The sequence below is a fragment of the Streptomyces sp. NPDC029836 genome (genome assembly GCF_055574495.1).
In genome coordinates this window covers 201,266-216,555 of sequence record NZ_JBVHZI010000005.1, presented here as the reverse complement: position 1 = coordinate 216,555, position 15,290 = coordinate 201,266, and the positions used below count along the sequence as shown (strand labels likewise).

The 15,290-nt window shown below is 72.5% G+C and carries 13 protein-coding genes; 9 read left to right on the top strand and 4 right to left on the bottom strand.

Annotation, left to right across the window (positions count from 1 at the left end):
* The first annotated feature begins 4 nt into the window (after positions 1-4).
* From xseA to ACZ4XJ_RS17485, 3 genes are all read left to right on the top strand, one after another.
* Entirely contained in the window at positions 5-1,300 is a 1,296-nt protein-coding gene (gene xseA, locus ACZ4XJ_RS17495; protein ID WP_468496660.1) for an exodeoxyribonuclease VII large subunit, read from the top strand.
* 56 nt (positions 1,301-1,356) lie between these two features.
* On the top strand, positions 1,357-1,590 hold the full coding sequence (locus ACZ4XJ_RS17490) for an exodeoxyribonuclease VII small subunit (protein WP_362877403.1): 234 nt from the start codon (positions 1,357-1,359) through the stop codon (positions 1,588-1,590).
* A gap of 115 nt (positions 1,591-1,705) precedes the next feature.
* On the top strand, positions 1,706-2,293 hold the full coding sequence (locus ACZ4XJ_RS17485) for a malonic semialdehyde reductase (RefSeq protein ID WP_362877402.1): 588 nt from the start codon (positions 1,706-1,708) through the stop codon (positions 2,291-2,293).
* 120 nt (positions 2,294-2,413) lie between these two features.
* On the opposite strand, the gene ACZ4XJ_RS17480 is transcribed toward ACZ4XJ_RS17485, so the two are convergent.
* Positions 2,414-2,941, bottom strand: coding sequence for a DUF4245 domain-containing protein (locus tag ACZ4XJ_RS17480; RefSeq protein WP_362877510.1), 528 nt, complete (start codon positions 2,939-2,941; stop codon positions 2,414-2,416).
* A gap of 228 nt (positions 2,942-3,169) precedes the next feature.
* Between ACZ4XJ_RS17480 and glpX the strand changes: the two genes are divergently transcribed.
* Positions 3,170-4,201, top strand: a complete 1,032-nt coding sequence (gene glpX / locus ACZ4XJ_RS17475; protein ID WP_362877401.1) for a class II fructose-bisphosphatase — start codon at positions 3,170-3,172, stop codon at positions 4,199-4,201.
* Positions 4,202-4,351: 150 nt separating this feature from the next.
* On the opposite strand, the gene ACZ4XJ_RS17470 is transcribed toward glpX, so the two are convergent.
* A complete protein-coding gene (locus ACZ4XJ_RS17470) occupies positions 4,352-4,753 on the bottom strand; it encodes a WhiB family transcriptional regulator (RefSeq protein WP_468496659.1) in 402 nt (133 codons plus the stop codon).
* A gap of 210 nt (positions 4,754-4,963) precedes the next feature.
* The gene (locus ACZ4XJ_RS17465; RefSeq protein WP_468496658.1) at positions 4,964-5,617 is read right to left on the bottom strand and encodes a DUF1707 SHOCT-like domain-containing protein; all 654 of its coding nucleotides are present in this window, start codon (positions 5,615-5,617) and stop codon (positions 4,964-4,966) included.
* 146 nt (positions 5,618-5,763) lie between these two features.
* Here ACZ4XJ_RS17465 and ACZ4XJ_RS17460 point away from each other — a divergent pair, with 146 nt between their 5' ends.
* Together ACZ4XJ_RS17460 and ACZ4XJ_RS17455 are read left to right on the top strand one after the other, a co-directional pair.
* Positions 5,764-7,452 (top strand): fumarate hydratase, encoded by a 1,689-nt coding sequence (locus tag ACZ4XJ_RS17460; protein ID WP_362877399.1) that lies wholly within the window; start codon positions 5,764-5,766, stop codon positions 7,450-7,452.
* Positions 7,453-7,783: 331 nt separating this feature from the next.
* Entirely contained in the window at positions 7,784-8,551 is a 768-nt protein-coding gene (locus ACZ4XJ_RS17455) for a glycerophosphodiester phosphodiesterase (RefSeq protein ID WP_468496657.1), read from the top strand.
* 143 nt (positions 8,552-8,694) lie between these two features.
* Here the strand turns inward: ACZ4XJ_RS17455 and ACZ4XJ_RS17450 are convergent, their stop codons facing one another.
* The gene (locus ACZ4XJ_RS17450) at positions 8,695-10,239 is read right to left on the bottom strand and encodes a ricin-type beta-trefoil lectin domain protein (protein WP_468496656.1); all 1,545 of its coding nucleotides are present in this window, start codon (positions 10,237-10,239) and stop codon (positions 8,695-8,697) included.
* Positions 10,240-10,346: 107 nt separating this feature from the next.
* On the opposite strand from ACZ4XJ_RS17450, the gene ACZ4XJ_RS17445 reads away from it, so the two are divergent.
* The 3 genes from ACZ4XJ_RS17445 (at position 10,347) to ACZ4XJ_RS17435 (ending at position 15,085) form a co-directional block, all read left to right on the top strand.
* Positions 10,347-11,750 carry a class II fumarate hydratase gene (locus tag ACZ4XJ_RS17445; protein WP_468496655.1) on the top strand — a complete coding sequence of 468 codons (1,404 nt, stop codon included), beginning with the start codon at positions 10,347-10,349 and terminating at the stop codon, positions 11,748-11,750.
* 113 nt (positions 11,751-11,863) lie between these two features.
* Positions 11,864-12,583 (top strand): cytidylyl-2-hydroxypropylphosphonate hydrolase, encoded by a 720-nt coding sequence (gene fomD, locus ACZ4XJ_RS17440; protein WP_362881337.1) that lies wholly within the window; start codon positions 11,864-11,866, stop codon positions 12,581-12,583.
* A 252-nt stretch (positions 12,584-12,835) separates the two neighbouring features.
* Positions 12,836-15,085 carry a SpoIIE family protein phosphatase gene (locus tag ACZ4XJ_RS17435; RefSeq protein ID WP_468496654.1) on the top strand — a complete coding sequence of 750 codons (2,250 nt, stop codon included), beginning with the start codon at positions 12,836-12,838 and terminating at the stop codon, positions 15,083-15,085.
* Positions 15,086-15,290 lie beyond the last annotated feature (205 nt).

The window sequence follows — 15,290 nt, the reverse complement described above, 5'->3', positions numbered from 1 at the left end:
CTGCATGGGTCTGAATACGTCGGCTGATGCGCCGCTGCCGGTCGGTCAGGTGTCCCGGCTCATCGGGGGCTGGATCGACCGGCTGGGTCAGGTGTGGGTGGAGGGGCAGATCACGCAGCTGTCCCGGCGGCCGGGCGCGGGGGTGGTCTTCCTGACGCTGCGCGATCCCGCGCACGACATCTCCGTCGGCGTGACCTGCTTCCGGCAGGTCTTCGAGGAGGTCGCGGACGCGGTGACGGAGGGCGCGCGGGTCGTCGTCCTGGCGAAGCCGGAGTGGTACGCCCCGCGCGGGCAGTTGTCCCTGCGGGCGACGGAGATCCGGCCGGTGGGCATCGGGGAGCTGTTGGCCCGCTTGGAGCGGCTCAAGCGGTCGCTGGCCGCGGAGGGGCTGTTCGCCCTGGACCGCAAGAAGCCGCTGCCGTTCCTGCCGCAGCTGATCGGGCTGGTGGTGGGGCGGGCCTCGGCGGCCGAGCGGGACGTGCTGGAGAACGCCCGGCGGCGCTGGCCGGCGGTCCGCTTCGAGGTCCGCAACGTGGCCGTGCAGGGGGTGCACGCGGTGCCGCAGGTGGTGCGGGCGGTCCAGGAGCTGGACGCCCGCCCCGATGTGGACGTGATCATCGTGGCGCGCGGCGGCGGCAGCGTGGAGGACCTGCTGCCGTTCTCCGACGAGGAGGTCGTGCGGGCGGTCGCGGCGGCCCGTACGCCGGTGGTCTCGGCGATCGGGCACGAGCCGGACTCGCCGCTGCTGGACCTCGTCGCGGACCTGCGGGCCTCGACGCCCACGGACGCGGCGAAGAAGGTGGTCCCGGACGTCGGGGAGGAGCTGGAGCGGGTACGTCAGCTCCAGGGCCGGGGGCTGCGCGCGCTGCGCGGGCTGCTCGACCGGGAGGATCGGGGGCTCGCGCACGCCCTGGCCCGGCCGGTCTTCGTCCATCCGCAGCGGATGGTGGAGACCCGGGAGGCCGAGGTGGAGGCCCTGCTGGCGCGCGGCCGGCGCACCCTCGGGCACCTGTTGGACCGGGCCGATTCGGAGCTGGCGCACACCCTGGCCCGGGTGGTGGCGCTGTCCCCGGCGGCGACGCTGGAGCGCGGGTACGCGGTCCTGCAGCGGGCGGACGGGCACGTGGTGGGTGCCCCGGGCGAGGTCGCGGTGGGCGACGTGCTGCGGGCGCGGGTGGCGGCGGGGGCCTTCTCGGTGTCGGTCGTGGACGTACCGGCCGAGGCGCAGGAGGCGGACGGGGCGCAGGAGGCGGAAGCGGGCGCGGGAGGCGTCCGGAACCCCGGCGGCGACTCCCTCTGAAGCGACACACTGCGGCAACAAATTCGATGTACGACACACATACGATGGGATCGGGAATGACTGACACCGAAACGGCGCTGGGCTACGAGCAGGCCCGTGACGAGCTCATCGAGGTCGTCCGCAAACTGGAGGCGGGCGGCACCTCGCTGGAGGAGTCGCTGGCGCTCTGGGAGCGCGGCGAGGAGTTGGCGAAGGTCTGCCGGCACTGGCTGGAGGGGGCCCGCGCCCGGCTGGACTCGGCGCTGGCCGCCCGGGACGCGGCGGACGTCCCCGACGGGGACGTCGGCTAGGACGGCCCGGAGTGATCTCGATCACCCCCCTACCAATTTAGTTGAAAATTCACCTACTTTCGCCCTAGAGTCGGAGACACCGCGCTTCACCTCCGTTAAAGAAGAAGGCTTTCCGATGTCTCTCGTTCTCGACGCCGCCGCTCAGGACCTGCTGTTCCGCGAGGCCCGTACCGCCAACACCTTCTCCGACGAGCCGGTGACCGATGAGCAGGTCCAGGCCATCTACGACCTGGTGAAGTTCGGCCCCACCGCTTTCAACGCCACCCCGCTGCGCGTCACGCTGGTCCGCTCCCCCGAGGCGCGCGAGCGCCTCGTGAAGCACATGGCCCAGGGCAACCAGGCCAAGACCGCCACGGCGCCGCTGGTCGCGATCCTCTCCGCGGACAACGAGTTCCACGAGGAGATCCCGCAGCTGCTGCCGAGCTACCCGCAGGCCAAGGACTTCTTCACCGAGCGCCCGGTCCGCGAGCAGAGCGCGCTGGTCAACGCCTCGCTCCAGGCCGCGTACTTCATCGTCGGCGTCCGCGCCGCCGGTCTGGCCGCCGGTCCGATGACGGGCGTGGACTTCGCCGGCCTCCAGAAGGAGTTCCTGGACGACGACCACACCCCGCTGATGGTCGTCAACATCGGCAAGCCGGGCGAGGCCGCCTGGTACCCGCGCAGCCCGCGCCTGGCCTTCGACGAGGTCATCACCACCGTCTGAGCCCCGCCCGGCAGACACCGCAGCACACCGAAAGAGGCCGCCCGCCCCGGAATCCCGGGGCGGGCGGCCTCTTTCGGCTTGCACGTACGCGCACGCGGCCCCTCGCGGGCCGGCGAACGACTACCGCGCGTCCGGACCCTGCTTGAACTCCAGCGCGCCCGCCATCCGCGCCAGCTGTTCGAAGGAGGCCGTCCCGGTCACGACGGTGACCCAGCCCTGCTCCTGCCGTACGAGGGCGTCGTACTTCTCGCCCTCCCAGCGCTCCCAGGCCCGGTCACCGATCTGCTCGGTCCCGCCGGCGGCCTTGGCGCCCTGGGTTACCTTCGCCAGGTACTTCGGCGAGACGTCGGTGGACTGCTCCACCGCCACGTACTCCTTGTCCGAGGCGAGGAAGCCCAGGTGCCAGGCGTTCGCGTTCTTGCGCTCGTACGTCACCGAGGTCGCCCGCCACTGCGCGGGCAGCCCCACGGGGGCCGCCACCGGGTACGGCGCCGCGCGCCGGGCCGTGACGGTCTCCACCCGGTAGTCCACCGTGCGCGTCGGATCGGCGTCGTCGTCGTGCGGGACGAAGATGTAGATCCCCGCCACGACCAGACCGATCACCGCCAGCGACCGGACCATGTCCCAGATCGTCTGCTTGCCCTTCATACCTGCCACGGCACCATCGTCCCGCATCGCGCGGGGGCGATCACCGCCGGGGTGGACGTGTCGGGTGAGCGGGGTAACGGGCCGCCCGAACGCAAGGCGTCCGCTCACGCCAACCCCTTGACCGATATTCCGCTCATACGTGACCCGCTCTGCTCAATATGTCGACGTACCGATAGAGTTCCAGCACCCTCACATCCCGGCCGTCGTCGTACAGAAAGGTGCGCTCCGATGACCGAGCACAACCTGCCGCCCCAGCTCGAAGTCCATCCCGACTCCCCCGACCGCAACCTCGCCCTGGAACTCGTCCGGGTCACCGAGGCCGCAGCCCTGGCCGCCGGCCGGTGGGTCGGCCGCGGCGACAAGATCGGCGCCGACGGCGCCGCCGTCAACGCGATGCGCACCCTGATCTCCACCGTCTCGATGAACGGCGTCGTCGTCATCGGCGAGGGCGAGAAGGACGAAGCGCCCATGCTCTTCAACGGCGAGCGGGTCGGCGACGGCACCGGCGCCGAGGTCGACATCGCCGTGGACCCGATCGACGGGACCACGCTCAACGCCAAGGGCATGCCCAACGCCATCGCCGTACTGGCGGCCGCCGACCGCGGCACCATGTTCGACCCGTCCGCGGTCTTCTACATGGACAAGCTCGTCACCGGCCCCGAGGCCGCCGACTTCGTCGACATCAACGCCCCCGTCGCGGTGAACATCCGCCGCGTCGCCAAGGCGAAGAGCATCGCCGTCGAGGACGTCACCGTCGTCATCCTGGACCGCCCGCGCCACGAGGGCATCGTCAAGGAGATCCGCGAGACCGGCGCCCGCATCAAGTTCATCTCGGACGGCGACGTCGCGGGCTCGGTCATGGCGGTGCGCGAGGGCACCGGCGTGGACCTGCTCCTCGGCATCGGCGGCACCCCCGAGGGCATCATCTCGGCCTGCGCCATCAAGTGCCTCGGCGGCACCATCCAGGGCAAGCTGTGGCCGAAGGACGACGCCGAGCGCGGGCGCGCGATCGACGCGGGCCACGACCTGGACCGCGTCCTGACCACGACGGACCTGGTGTCCGGCGAGAACGTCTTCTTCGTCGCCACCGGCATCACGGACGGCGAGCTGCTGCGCGGCGTCCACTACCGCTCGGAGACCGCGACCACGTCCTCGCTGGTCATGCGCTCCAAGTCGGGCACGATCCGACAGATCGACTCCACCCACCGACTGTCGAAGCTGCGCGCGTACAGCGGGATCGACTTCGACCGCGCCCAGTAGGAGCGGCCGGAGGGAACGGTCGCGGAAGCGGCCGACCCTGAGGGCGGTACGACGGTGAGGGGCGGTCCCGCGTGCGGCGGGCCGCCCTTCTCGCGCGTCCGTACGTCGTACCGCGCACCCGACCGGGGCCGGGGTGCGGCGGGGTCGGGCTCAGCCCGCCGCGGCGATGGGCCCGGACCCGGCGGCGCCGGGCAGCAGTTCGGTGGCGCGCCGCCGGCGCCGGCCAAGTACGACCCGCCGCTCGGCGGCGGTCAGGCCGCCCCAGACGCCGTAGGGCTCGGGCTGGAGCAGGGCGTGCTCCCGGCAGGCGACCATGACCGGGCAGCGCGCGCAGACCCGCTTGGCGGCCTCCTCGCGGGCGAGCCGGGCCGCGGTGGGTTCCTTGGAAGGGGCGAAGAAGAGTCCCGCCTCGTCCCTGCGGCACACCGCCTCCGCGTGCCAGGGGCCGTCCTCTTCCCTCGCCGGCACCCGCGGCTTCGGCACGGCGGCCGCCCGCGTCGGAAGGCTCTGGACGACGGCTGCCTGCAGGGACTGATGCGGCGGATGCGGCACGGTCTACTCCTGACGACGTATACGCGAGCGAGAGACGATGCACCAGTCCCTACCCGCTGGGCGTGCCGCTATGCCGCACGGGCCGTCGGGCGCGGGAGGTTCGACCGAAATACGACGCAGGCCCGAAACCCTCGTGCGGTCCCGGGTCCCGGGTCCCGTTCCCGGTCCCGGCGCTCGGCGCTCGCCGCTCGGCCGGGGTCCCGGCGGCGCTCAGCCCTCCGTGCGCTTGCGGAGCTTGAGGGCCAGGTCGACCAGTCGGGCCCCGGGCTTGGGGCGGGCCTCGATGTTGCCGAGCAGCGAGAAGCCGCGGACGATCACGACCGGCGCCTGCGGGTCGGTGGCGCCGCGCCCCTGGCCGCGGACCTCGAAGTTGCCGAGGACCCCGCTGCCGTAGCCGCGCAGGGTGACGTTCTCCGGGACGATGATCTCGACGTTGCCGAGCACCGAGGTCACGTTGATCTCGGTGATCTGCTGCTCGAAGACGGCCTCGGTCAGGTCGATGTTGATGTCGCCCATGACCGAAACGGCCCGGGTACGGGCGCCCGGGCGCCAGCGGCCCTTGCGGGCGGAGGCGCTGCACACGGCGACGACGGTCTCGGTCCAGCCCGAGCCGGCGGCCGTCACGGGGGCGGCCGCCGCGGACCCGCCGGGAACGGCCGGGAGGTCCCGTACGAGGACGTCCAGCTCACCGACCGTCTTGAAGGCGTAGAGGGAGTCCAGGCGGTCGGAGTGCTCCTCGGCGGTCAGCCGGCCCTCGGCGAGGGCATCGGAGAGGATCTGCGCGATCCGGTCCCGGTCGGCGTCGGAGGCGCGCAGCTCGGAGGGGGCGGCGGCGGGGGCGGCGGGGTGCTTTTCCAGGTCCACGACGCCAGCATAGCGAGACACGATAGATCGCGATACTACTGAGTGAGCCCTACCTCACAGAGTTGGCGCCGCCGGGAGGTCCTACGCTGGACACCGCGCTGCCAATTGGTCGCCAGCGCCGTCTGCCGATTGAAGGAATGCCCCCAATGTCCCTTAGCTCCCGCCCCCCCGGCCCGGCGTTCGCGTACACCGACCTGCTGCCCCTGGGCGAGGACACCACCCCCTACCGGCTGGTGACCGCCGAGGGCGTGTCCACCTTCGAGGCGGACGGTCGTACGTTCCTCAAGGTCGAGCCGGAGGCGCTGCGCAAGCTCGCCGAAGAGGCGATCCACGACATCCAGCACTTCCTGCGCCCCGCGCACCTCGCGCAGCTGCGTCGCATCATCGACGACCCGGAGGCGAGCGCGAACGACAAGTTCGTCGCGCTGGACCTGCTGAAGAACGCGAACATCGCCGCGGCCGGCGTGCTGCCGATGTGCCAGGACACGGGCACCGCGATCGTCATGGGCAAGCGCGGCCAGAACGTGCTCACCGAGGGCGGCGACGAGGCGGCGCTCTCCCGCGGCATCTTCGACGCGTACACCCGTCTGAACCTGCGCTACTCGCAGATGGCCCCGATCACCATGTGGGAGGAGAAGAACACCGGCTCGAACCTGCCCGCGCAGATCGAGCTGTACGCGACCGACGGCGGCGCGTACAAGTTCCTCTTCATGGCCAAGGGCGGCGGCTCGGCCAACAAGTCCTTCCTCTACCAGGAGACGAAGGCGGTCCTCAACGAGGCCTCCATGATGAAGTTCCTGGAGGAGAAGATCCGCTCGCTCGGTACGGCGGCCTGCCCGCCCTACCACCTGGCGATCGTCGTCGGCGGCACCTCCGCCGAGCACGCGCTCAAGACGGCGAAGTACGCCTCCGCGCACTACCTGGACGAGCTGCCCACCGAGGGCTCCCCGCTCGGCCACGGCTTCCGCGACGAGGCCCTGGAACAGCAGGTCTTCGAGCTGACCCAGCGGATCGGCATCGGCGCGCAGTTCGGCGGCAAGTACTTCTGCCACGACGTGCGCGTGGTGCGCCTGCCGCGCCACGGCGCCTCGCTGCCGGTCGCCATCGCCGTGTCCTGCTCGGCCGACCGCCAGGCCACCGCGAAGATCACCGCGGAGGGCGTGTTCCTGGAGCAGCTGGAGACGGACCCGGCGCGCTTCCTGCCGGAGACCACCGACGAGCACCTGCGCGAGGCCGCGGACGTCGTCTCCATCGACCTGAACCAGCCGATGGACGACATCCTGGCGACCCTGACCAAGCACCCGGTCAAGACCCGCCTGAGCCTGACCGGACCCCTGGTCGTGGCGCGCGACATCGCGCACGCCAAGATCAAGGAACTGTTGGACTCGGGCGCGGAGATGCCGCAGTACCTGAAGGACCACCCGGTGTACTACGCCGGCCCGGCCAAGACCCCCGAGGGCTACGCCTCCGGCTCCTTCGGCCCGACCACGGCCGGCCGCATGGACTCGTACGTCGAGCAGTTCCAGGCGGCGGGCGGCTCGAAGGTCATGCTGGCCAAGGGCAACCGCTCGCAGCAGGTGACGAACGCCTGCGGCACGCACGGCGGCTTCTACCTCGGCTCCATCGGCGGCCCGGCGGCGCGACTGGCGCAGGACTGCATCAAGAAGGTCGAGGTCCTGGAGTACGAGGAGCTCGGCATGGAGGCGGTCTGGAAGATCGAGGTCGAGGACTTCCCGGCGTTCATCGTGGTCGACGACAAGGGCAACGACTTCTTCCAGAATCCGGCCCCGGAGCCGACGTTCACCCACATCCCGGTCCGCGGCCCGGGCCTGTAGCAGGGATGCGCCGGAGGGGCCCGCTGCCGATCGGCAGCGGGCCCCTCCGGCGCATCCGCCGATCGGGGTCGGTCCGTCGGCTTCGTCACGGGACGCGGCGCGTCAGGACACCGTCGTCCGGGCCCCGCACAACAGCGCCGCCTCCGCCGGGGTGGCGTCGATGCCGGTGGTGCGGGCCGTGCGGAGTTCCGGGAGGGTGAGCCCGTACAGGGCGCGGACCGCGATGAGCGGGACGCCGTTCGGGCCGCCGACGAAGTGTCACGAAGTGTTCAGCCACGGGTGGAGCATGACGTCCCGGGGTCCTCGGGCGCATCGGGATAACGTCGGCGGCATGACGCAGTCGTTCCCTTCCACCGCCCGTGACGTGCGGGTCGTCGCCCATCGGGGGGCTTCGCACGAGCACCCCGAGCACACCGCCGCCGCCTACCGGCAGGCCATCGCCGACGGGGCCGACGCCCTGGAGTGCGATGTGCGGCTCAGCGCCGACGGGCGGCTCGTGTGCGTGCACGACCGGCGGGTGGAGCGGACTTCGGACGGGCGCGGGGTGGTGTCGGAGCTGACGTACGAGGAGCTCGCCGTCCTCGACTTCGGTGGCTGGAAGGGCGCGGAGCACCGGGGAGCCCGGGTGCTGCTCTTCGAGGACCTGCTCGCGGAGGTGCTCGCCGCGCCCCGGCGCGTCGGGCTGGCAGTGGAGACCAAGCACCCCACGCGGGCCGGCGGCCGGCTGGAGGGCGAACTCGTACGGGTCCTGCGGGCGCACGGCCTCGCGGACGGCGCGGACGGCCGCGTCGAGGTGATGAGCTTTTCCCGCGGCGCCCTGACCCGGCTGCACCGGCTGGCGCCCGGGCTGCCCGCCGTGTACCTGATGGAACGCCGACTGCGGCCCGCGCGGCCCCCGTACGCGACCCACGCGGGCCCGGGCATCGAGTTGGTGCGTCGGGATCCGGGACTGGTGGGGCGGCTGAAGGCGAAGGGGCTGGCGGTGCGGGTGTGGACCGTGGACGAGCCCGAGGACGTGGAGTTGTGCGTACGGCTCGGCGTGGACGCGATCATCACCAACCGCCCCCGGGACGTGCGGAAGCTCCTGCGCGACCTGTGAGACGGCCGCACGGCCGCACGGCCGGAACGCCGGCCCGCCGAACCGGCGGGCCGGACGGTGGATCACCCGGCCGGGGTGCGCCGGCCGGGCGTGGGGGGACGCGGGGACGTGGGGGCGTGCCCCAAGGGCGGGCGGGGGTGTGGTTACGCGAAGCGCTGGTTCGCGGCACCGTTGCAGGGTTGCAGGCGCAGTTGCTCGTGCGCGGCCGCCAGCGTCAGGCACATGCCGGTCGCGGCGGCGGGGCGCAGGGTCGCGCCGTCCCGGACGAACTGCTGGTTGGCGCCGCCGTGGCAGTTCCAGAGGATGAGGCCGCTGCCGTTGCCGTAGCCGCCGGGGACGTCGAGGCAGCGGTCATGGGTGAGTTCGACGCGCAGGGACTTGCGGGCGGTGTCGTACCACCAGCCCTGGTTGCGGCCGCCGTGGCAGTCCCAGCCGACGACCTTGGTGTTGTTGGCGCTGGAGGAGCCGGAGGCGTCGAGGCAGTTGCCGGTCGCCGCGTTCGTCAGGGGTGCGTGGAGGTCGTCCCAGGCGCCGGCCTGGAGGACGGGGGTGCCGGTGCTCGCCGGGTCGGCGCAGGAGGCCTCGCGCAGGCCGGAGTCGTAGAGCTGGGTGAGGCAGGACGCGAAGGCGCCGTGGCCGCGGTAGTTGGGATGGAAGGACTGGCGGGCGGTGTTCTCGTCCCACGGGAAGTGGTCGCCGAGGTCCAGGTAGAGGCCGCGGGCCCAGGGGTCCTCCATGCAGACCTCGTGGCCGTGGAAGAGCCGCGAGTTGTCCAGGTAGAGGGCGCCGGAGTCGCGGGCGGCGGCGCGCATGCCCTTCTCGAAGGTGGGGACGGCGTGGTTGCGGCCCCAGGCGGCGTCGGAGTCGTAGCCGGCGCAGCCACCGGGGAGCTTGCCGGGGAAGTTCGGGTTGTCGCCGAAGTCGGGTCCGATGGGGCTGGGGTAGCCCATGACGACGAGCTTGTAGTCGGATTCGGCGTAGCCCGCGTCGCGCATGACGGTCTTCAGGTCGGCGACGGTCGACTGGACCTTGGGCTTCAGGCCGTCGACGCGGGCCTGCCAGCCGGGGGCGTACTTGGGTTCGCAGGTACCCTGGATGAGTACCCATCGGGTCACGCAGTCGGTCATGACGGGGCCGAACTGCAGGTCGTCGTTGGCGCCGGCGACCAGCACCACCATCTTGATCCTCGTGTTGCGCGCCTTGATCGCCAGGCTGTCGCTCTGGACGAGTTCGTCGGCGTACTGCTTGCTGCCGCCGATCCGGATGTTGCCCGTGTACCCGCCGGAGCAGGCCACGTTGAAGGTCAGGTCGGTCGGGATGCCGGTGCGGTGGATGGCCGCGTCGGGCGAGCGGTGGCACTGGTTGGTGGGCGTGTTCGTCGCGGGGTCGTAGGCGCCGACGCCCTCGCCGGAGATCTCGCTGTCGCCGAGCGAGATGAGCCCGGTCTTGCGCTGGGCGGGCGGCCGGATCGCCGGGTCGCCGTAGATCCGGGTGGCCTCGGCGGCCCGGACGGTTTCCAGTTCCGGCGGCAGGGGGGTCACCGCGGCCGCGGCCACCGGAGCGGCCCGGGCCGCCGGAGCGGCTTGGGCCATGGGGGTGATGGCGGTGACGCCCCCGAGGGCGGCCGCGATCGCCGCGACCGAAGCGAAGGTAGATCTGCATCTGGATTTCGTACGCGCACGTGCCATGAACGCCTCCCCGAAATCGGTGTTACCCACGGTATTTACTGGTGGGTAGGGGAGTTGGGAACACTTTGAACAAGACAATTGCTCAACTTTTCCAGGAGGTCACGCACATGACTGAAGATCAGCAGCCCGAAGCGTTCCGGATCGAGCACGACTCGATGGGTGACGTACGGGTGCCCCTGCACGCCAAGTGGCGCGCCCAGACGCAGCGCGCCGTGGAGAACTTCCCCCTGTCGGGACAGCGGCTGGAGCGCGCGCACATCGCGGCCCTGGCCCGGGTCAAGGCGGCCGCCGCCGTGGTGAACGCCCGGCTGGACGTCCTGGACGCGGACCTCGCGGAGGCCGTCCGGTCGGCCGCCGAGGAGGTCGCGGACGGCCGTTGGGACGAGCAGTTCCCCCTCGACGTGTTCCAGACGGGGTCGGGGACCTCGTCGAACATGAACGCCAACGAGGTGATCGCCACCCTGGCCACCGAGCGGCTGGGGCGCGAGGTGCACCCCAACGACCACGTCAACGCCTCGCAGAGCTCCAACGACGTGTTCCCCTCCTCCATCCACATCGCCGCCACCGCCGCCATCACCGGCGAGCTGATGCCGGCGCTGGAGCACCTGGCGGCCGCGCTGGAGCGCAAGGAGACCGAGTTCGCCGAGGTGGTCAAGGCCGGCCGCACGCACCTGATGGACGCCACCCCGGTCACCCTGGGGCAGGAGTTCGGCGGGTACGCCGGCCAGGTCCGCTACGGGGTCGAGCGGCTGCGGGCGGTCGTCCCCCGGCTGGCCGAACTCCCGCTCGGCGGCACGGCGGTGGGGACCGGAATCAACACCCCGCCGGGGTTCTCCTCCGCCGTGATCGCCGAGGTCGCCCGGGCCACCCGGCTGCCGCTGACCGAGGCCCGCAACCACTTCGAGGCGCAGGGCGCGCGCGACGCCCTCGTGGAAACCTCCGGAATGCTGCGGACCATCGCCGTATCACTCACCAAGATTTCGAACGACCTGCGCTGGATGGCCTCCGGACCGCGCACAGGATTGGCCGAAATCAATCTCCCGGATCTGCAACCGGGGTCCTCGATCATGCCCGGCAAGGTCAATCCGGTCGTCCCGGAAGCCGTTCTCATGATCGCCGCCCAGGTGATGGGGAACGACGCGACCATCGCCGTGGCAGGTGCCGCCGGCAATTTCGAACTCAACGTGATGCTCCCGGTGATGGCGCGGAACCTGCTCGAATCGATCCGCCTGCTCGCCAACGGCAGCCGGCTCCTGGCCGACCGCACGGTGGACGGGATCACCGCGAACGCCGAGCGTGCCAGGGAGTACGCCGAGTCCTCGCCCTCCGTGGTGACCCCGCTGAACCGCTGGATCGGGTACGAGGAAGCGGCCAAGGTCGTCAAGAAGGCGCTCGCGGAACGCAGGACGATCAGGGAGGTCGTCCTGGAGTCCGGCTACGTGGAGCGCGGAGACCTCACCCTCGAACAACTCGACGAGGCACTGGACGTCCTGCGGATGACCCGCCCCTGACCCGGCCCCGAGCTGTTACCGGACAGGGGCCGAATCCGGTCGTTTACCGTCCCCGGCCACCTCGGTGACCTGCACCGCAGCCACCGTACGGGCGCCAGCCCTAAGATCTGCGCATGACAGGTACCTTCCGGCCCGGGGACGGCCCGGCGCGGCACGGAGCGCGCGACGGGGCGCGTGGCACGCACTGGACGCCCGGGGAGCAGATCCTCTGGCGCTACCGCGACCACGCCCCCGGGCTCCAGGGGCCGGTGCACATCTGCCGCCCGGTCACCGTCGTGCAGGACACGGACGAACTGCTGGCGGTGTGGATGGCACCGGGCACCGAGTGCGTCAAGCCGGTCCTCGCCGACGGCACCCCCGTGCACCAGGAGCCGCTCGCCACCCGCTACACCGCGCCGCGCACCACCGTACGGTCGCGCTGGTTCGGCAGCGGCGTGCTGAAGCTGGCCCGGCCCGGGGACCCGTGGTCGGTGTGGCTGTTCTGGGACCGGGGCTGGCGGTTCAAGAACTGGTACGTGAACCTGGAGGAGCCCCGCGCCCGGTGGGCCGGTGGAGTGGATTCCGAGGACCACTTCCTCGACATCGCCGTCTATCCGGACCGCAGCTGGGAGTGGCTCGACGAGGACGAGTTCGCGCAGGCCCAGCGGACCGGCCTGATGGACCCGCACCAGGCGCGGCGGGTGCGGGAGGCGGGCCGCGCGGCGGTCGAGGTGATCGGCGCGTGGGGGGCTCCGTTCTCCGGCGGCTGGCCCGACTGGCGGCCCGATCCGACCTGGGACGTTCCCCCGCTCCCCGAGGATTGGGACCGCACCCCGGCGCATATGACCTCATGAGACCCTTGATGCGCCCCCGGGGTGGAAACGTAGGATCGACCTCCGCCGGTCGCGCGCGGGGCGAAAATCAGGTCCCGTGAACGCAATTGACCTGCGGCGACCGGGACTTGACCGGAGGTCAACGCCGAACGAGAGGTAACGAGCGGGACGCGGAACCAGGGGGCGGAGGTGTCCCCGCCGCTGAGCGGGTATACCGCGACTGACCGAGTTGAGTGCAGCGCACATCCAGCGCAAACGGACGGAATTCCACGCGTGACGGAGTACCCCACCTCTCAGGAGGGCCCGCAGCCCGCCGGTGTCTCCGGCGGGGGTTCGGACGAGGCAGGCCACGGCAAGGCCCCGATCGCGGCCGCCGAGGCCGTACGCACGCATGCGCAGGTTCCGGTCTCCGGCCAGGGCGGCGCCGCCGAGGTACCGCGTCCGCGCGGCACCGGCGCCCCGGGCCCGGGCTCCGGGCAACCCGCCGAAGCCGCCCGGGCCTCCGGGCACGGCGCGGCGGACCCCGGTCCCGGCGGCGCCCGCACCCGCGACGACGAGGCCGCCCGCAACGCCGGCCGGCGTGACGCGGCGGACGCCGGTCCGGGTCCCGCGGCGCCGGCGCGCACCGGTCCGCCGGGCCCCCGCGCCCCGCTCGGAACGGCCCCCCTGCTGCCCTCGGCGCCCGAGGGCCCCTCCTCCGCCGGCGGCGGGACGGCGATACCGGGCTCGGGGACCGGGGAGGTGACGGCGGCGCGGCGCGAGGGCGATCGGCTGCGGTTCGTCGGCGCGGCGACCCGGCGCATCGCCCGCGGCATCGACCTGGACGAGATCGTGCTCGGCCTGTGCCGGGCGACGGTGCCGACCTTCTCCGACGCGATCCTGGTCTACCTGCGCGATCCGCTGCCCGTCGGCGACGAGCGGCCCGTCGGCCCGGTCGTCCTGCGGCTGCGGCGCACCGACCGGCTCCGGCCGATCGACGACCTCACCGACGGCGGGACCGGCGACCCCGCCGGGGCCGCGGGCGCCGCGGGCGCCGCGGGCGAGCTCGACTTCAGTCAGCTTCCGCTCGTCGGCCCGCAGGGCGACCTGCCGGCCGCCGAGCTGTGCGAGATCCAGCCGGGCGGGGCCCTCGCCGAGGTGCTGCGCGGCGTACGGCCCGTCTTCGGGTCGGCCGCCGGGGCCAAGGACGCGCTGCCGGAGCTGCTGGGCTCCGAGCATCCCGTGCCGCGCGGCCAGCGGGCCATCCTGGCCCCGCTGCGGGGCCGCCGGCGCGTGATCGGCGCGGCGGTGTTCCTGCGCACCCCGGACCGGGACGCGTTCGAGCAGAACGACCTGCTGGTCGCCGCGCAGCTGGCGACCCACACCGCGCTCGGCATCGACAAGGCGGTGCTGTACGGCCGTGAGGCGTACATCGCCGACGAGCTCCAGCGCACGATGCTGCCCGACAGCCTGCCCCAGCCCACCGGGGTCCGGCTCGCCTCCCGCTACCTGCCGGCCGCCGAGACGGCCCGGGTCGGCGGGGACTGGTACGACGCCATACCGCTGCCCGGCAGCCGGGTCGCGCTGGTCGTCGGCGACGTGATGGGCCACTCCATGACCTCCGCCGCGATCATGGGCCAGCTCCGCACCACCGCGCAGACCCTGGCGCAGCTGGACCTGCCGCCCGCCGAGGTCCTGCACCACCTGGACGAGCAGGCCCAGCGGCTGGGTTCCGACCGGATGGCCACCTGCCTCTACGCGGTCTACGACCCGGTCTCGCACCGGATCACCATCGCCAACGCCGGCCACCCGCCGCCGGTGCTGCTGCACCTGGGCGGTCGCGCCGAGGTGCTGCGGGTGCCGCCCGGTGCCCCGATCGGCGTAGGCGGTGTCGACTTCGAGGCCGTGGAGCTGGACGCGCCGGCCGGCGCCACCCTGCTGCTGTACACGGACGGGCTGGTGGAGTCCCGGCTGCGGGACGTGTGGACCGGCATCGAGCAACTGCGCGAACGGCTGGCGACCACCGCCCAGCTGACCGGGCTGGACCACCCGCCGCCGCTGGAAGCGCTCTGCGACGACGTGCTGGACATGCTCGGTCCGGGCGACCGGGACGACGACATCGCCCTGCTGGCGGCCCGGTTCGACGGAATCGCGCCGAGCGACGTCGCGTACTGGTTCCTGGACCCGGAGGAGACCGCTCCGGGCCGGGCCCGCCGGTTCGCCCGCCGGGCGCTCGCCCGGTGGGACCTGGAGGAGCTCAGCGACTCCCTGGAGCTCCTCGTCAGCGAGGTCGTCACGAACGCCGTGCGGTACGCCGAACGGCCCGTGACGCTGCGGCTGCTGCGCACGGACGTGCTGCGCTGCGAGGTCGGCGACGACTCCCCGCAGCTGCCCCGGCAGCGGCGGGCCCGGGACACCGACGAGGGCGGGCGCGGCCTGTTCCTGGTCAACCGGCTGGCGCGGCGCTGGGGCGCGACCCGGCTGAGCAGCGGGAAGGTGGTCTGGTTCGAGCTCCCGTTGCCGGGGGCGCAGGACCTGCGTTGACCGGTGTACGCGCGGGAGGGTGCCTCGCTGCGGCGCGAGCCGGGAGGCAGCCACTGATCCCACCGACTCCCGGGGGAGGGCCGCTCGTGAGCCAGGCCGCGCCGAAGGTCCCGTACACGCCGAGCCGGCCCCGGTCGCACGTGTCCCGACCCGGACGCACCACCGCCCCGCGGCGTGATCGCTGCGGGGCGGTGGTGCGTACGGC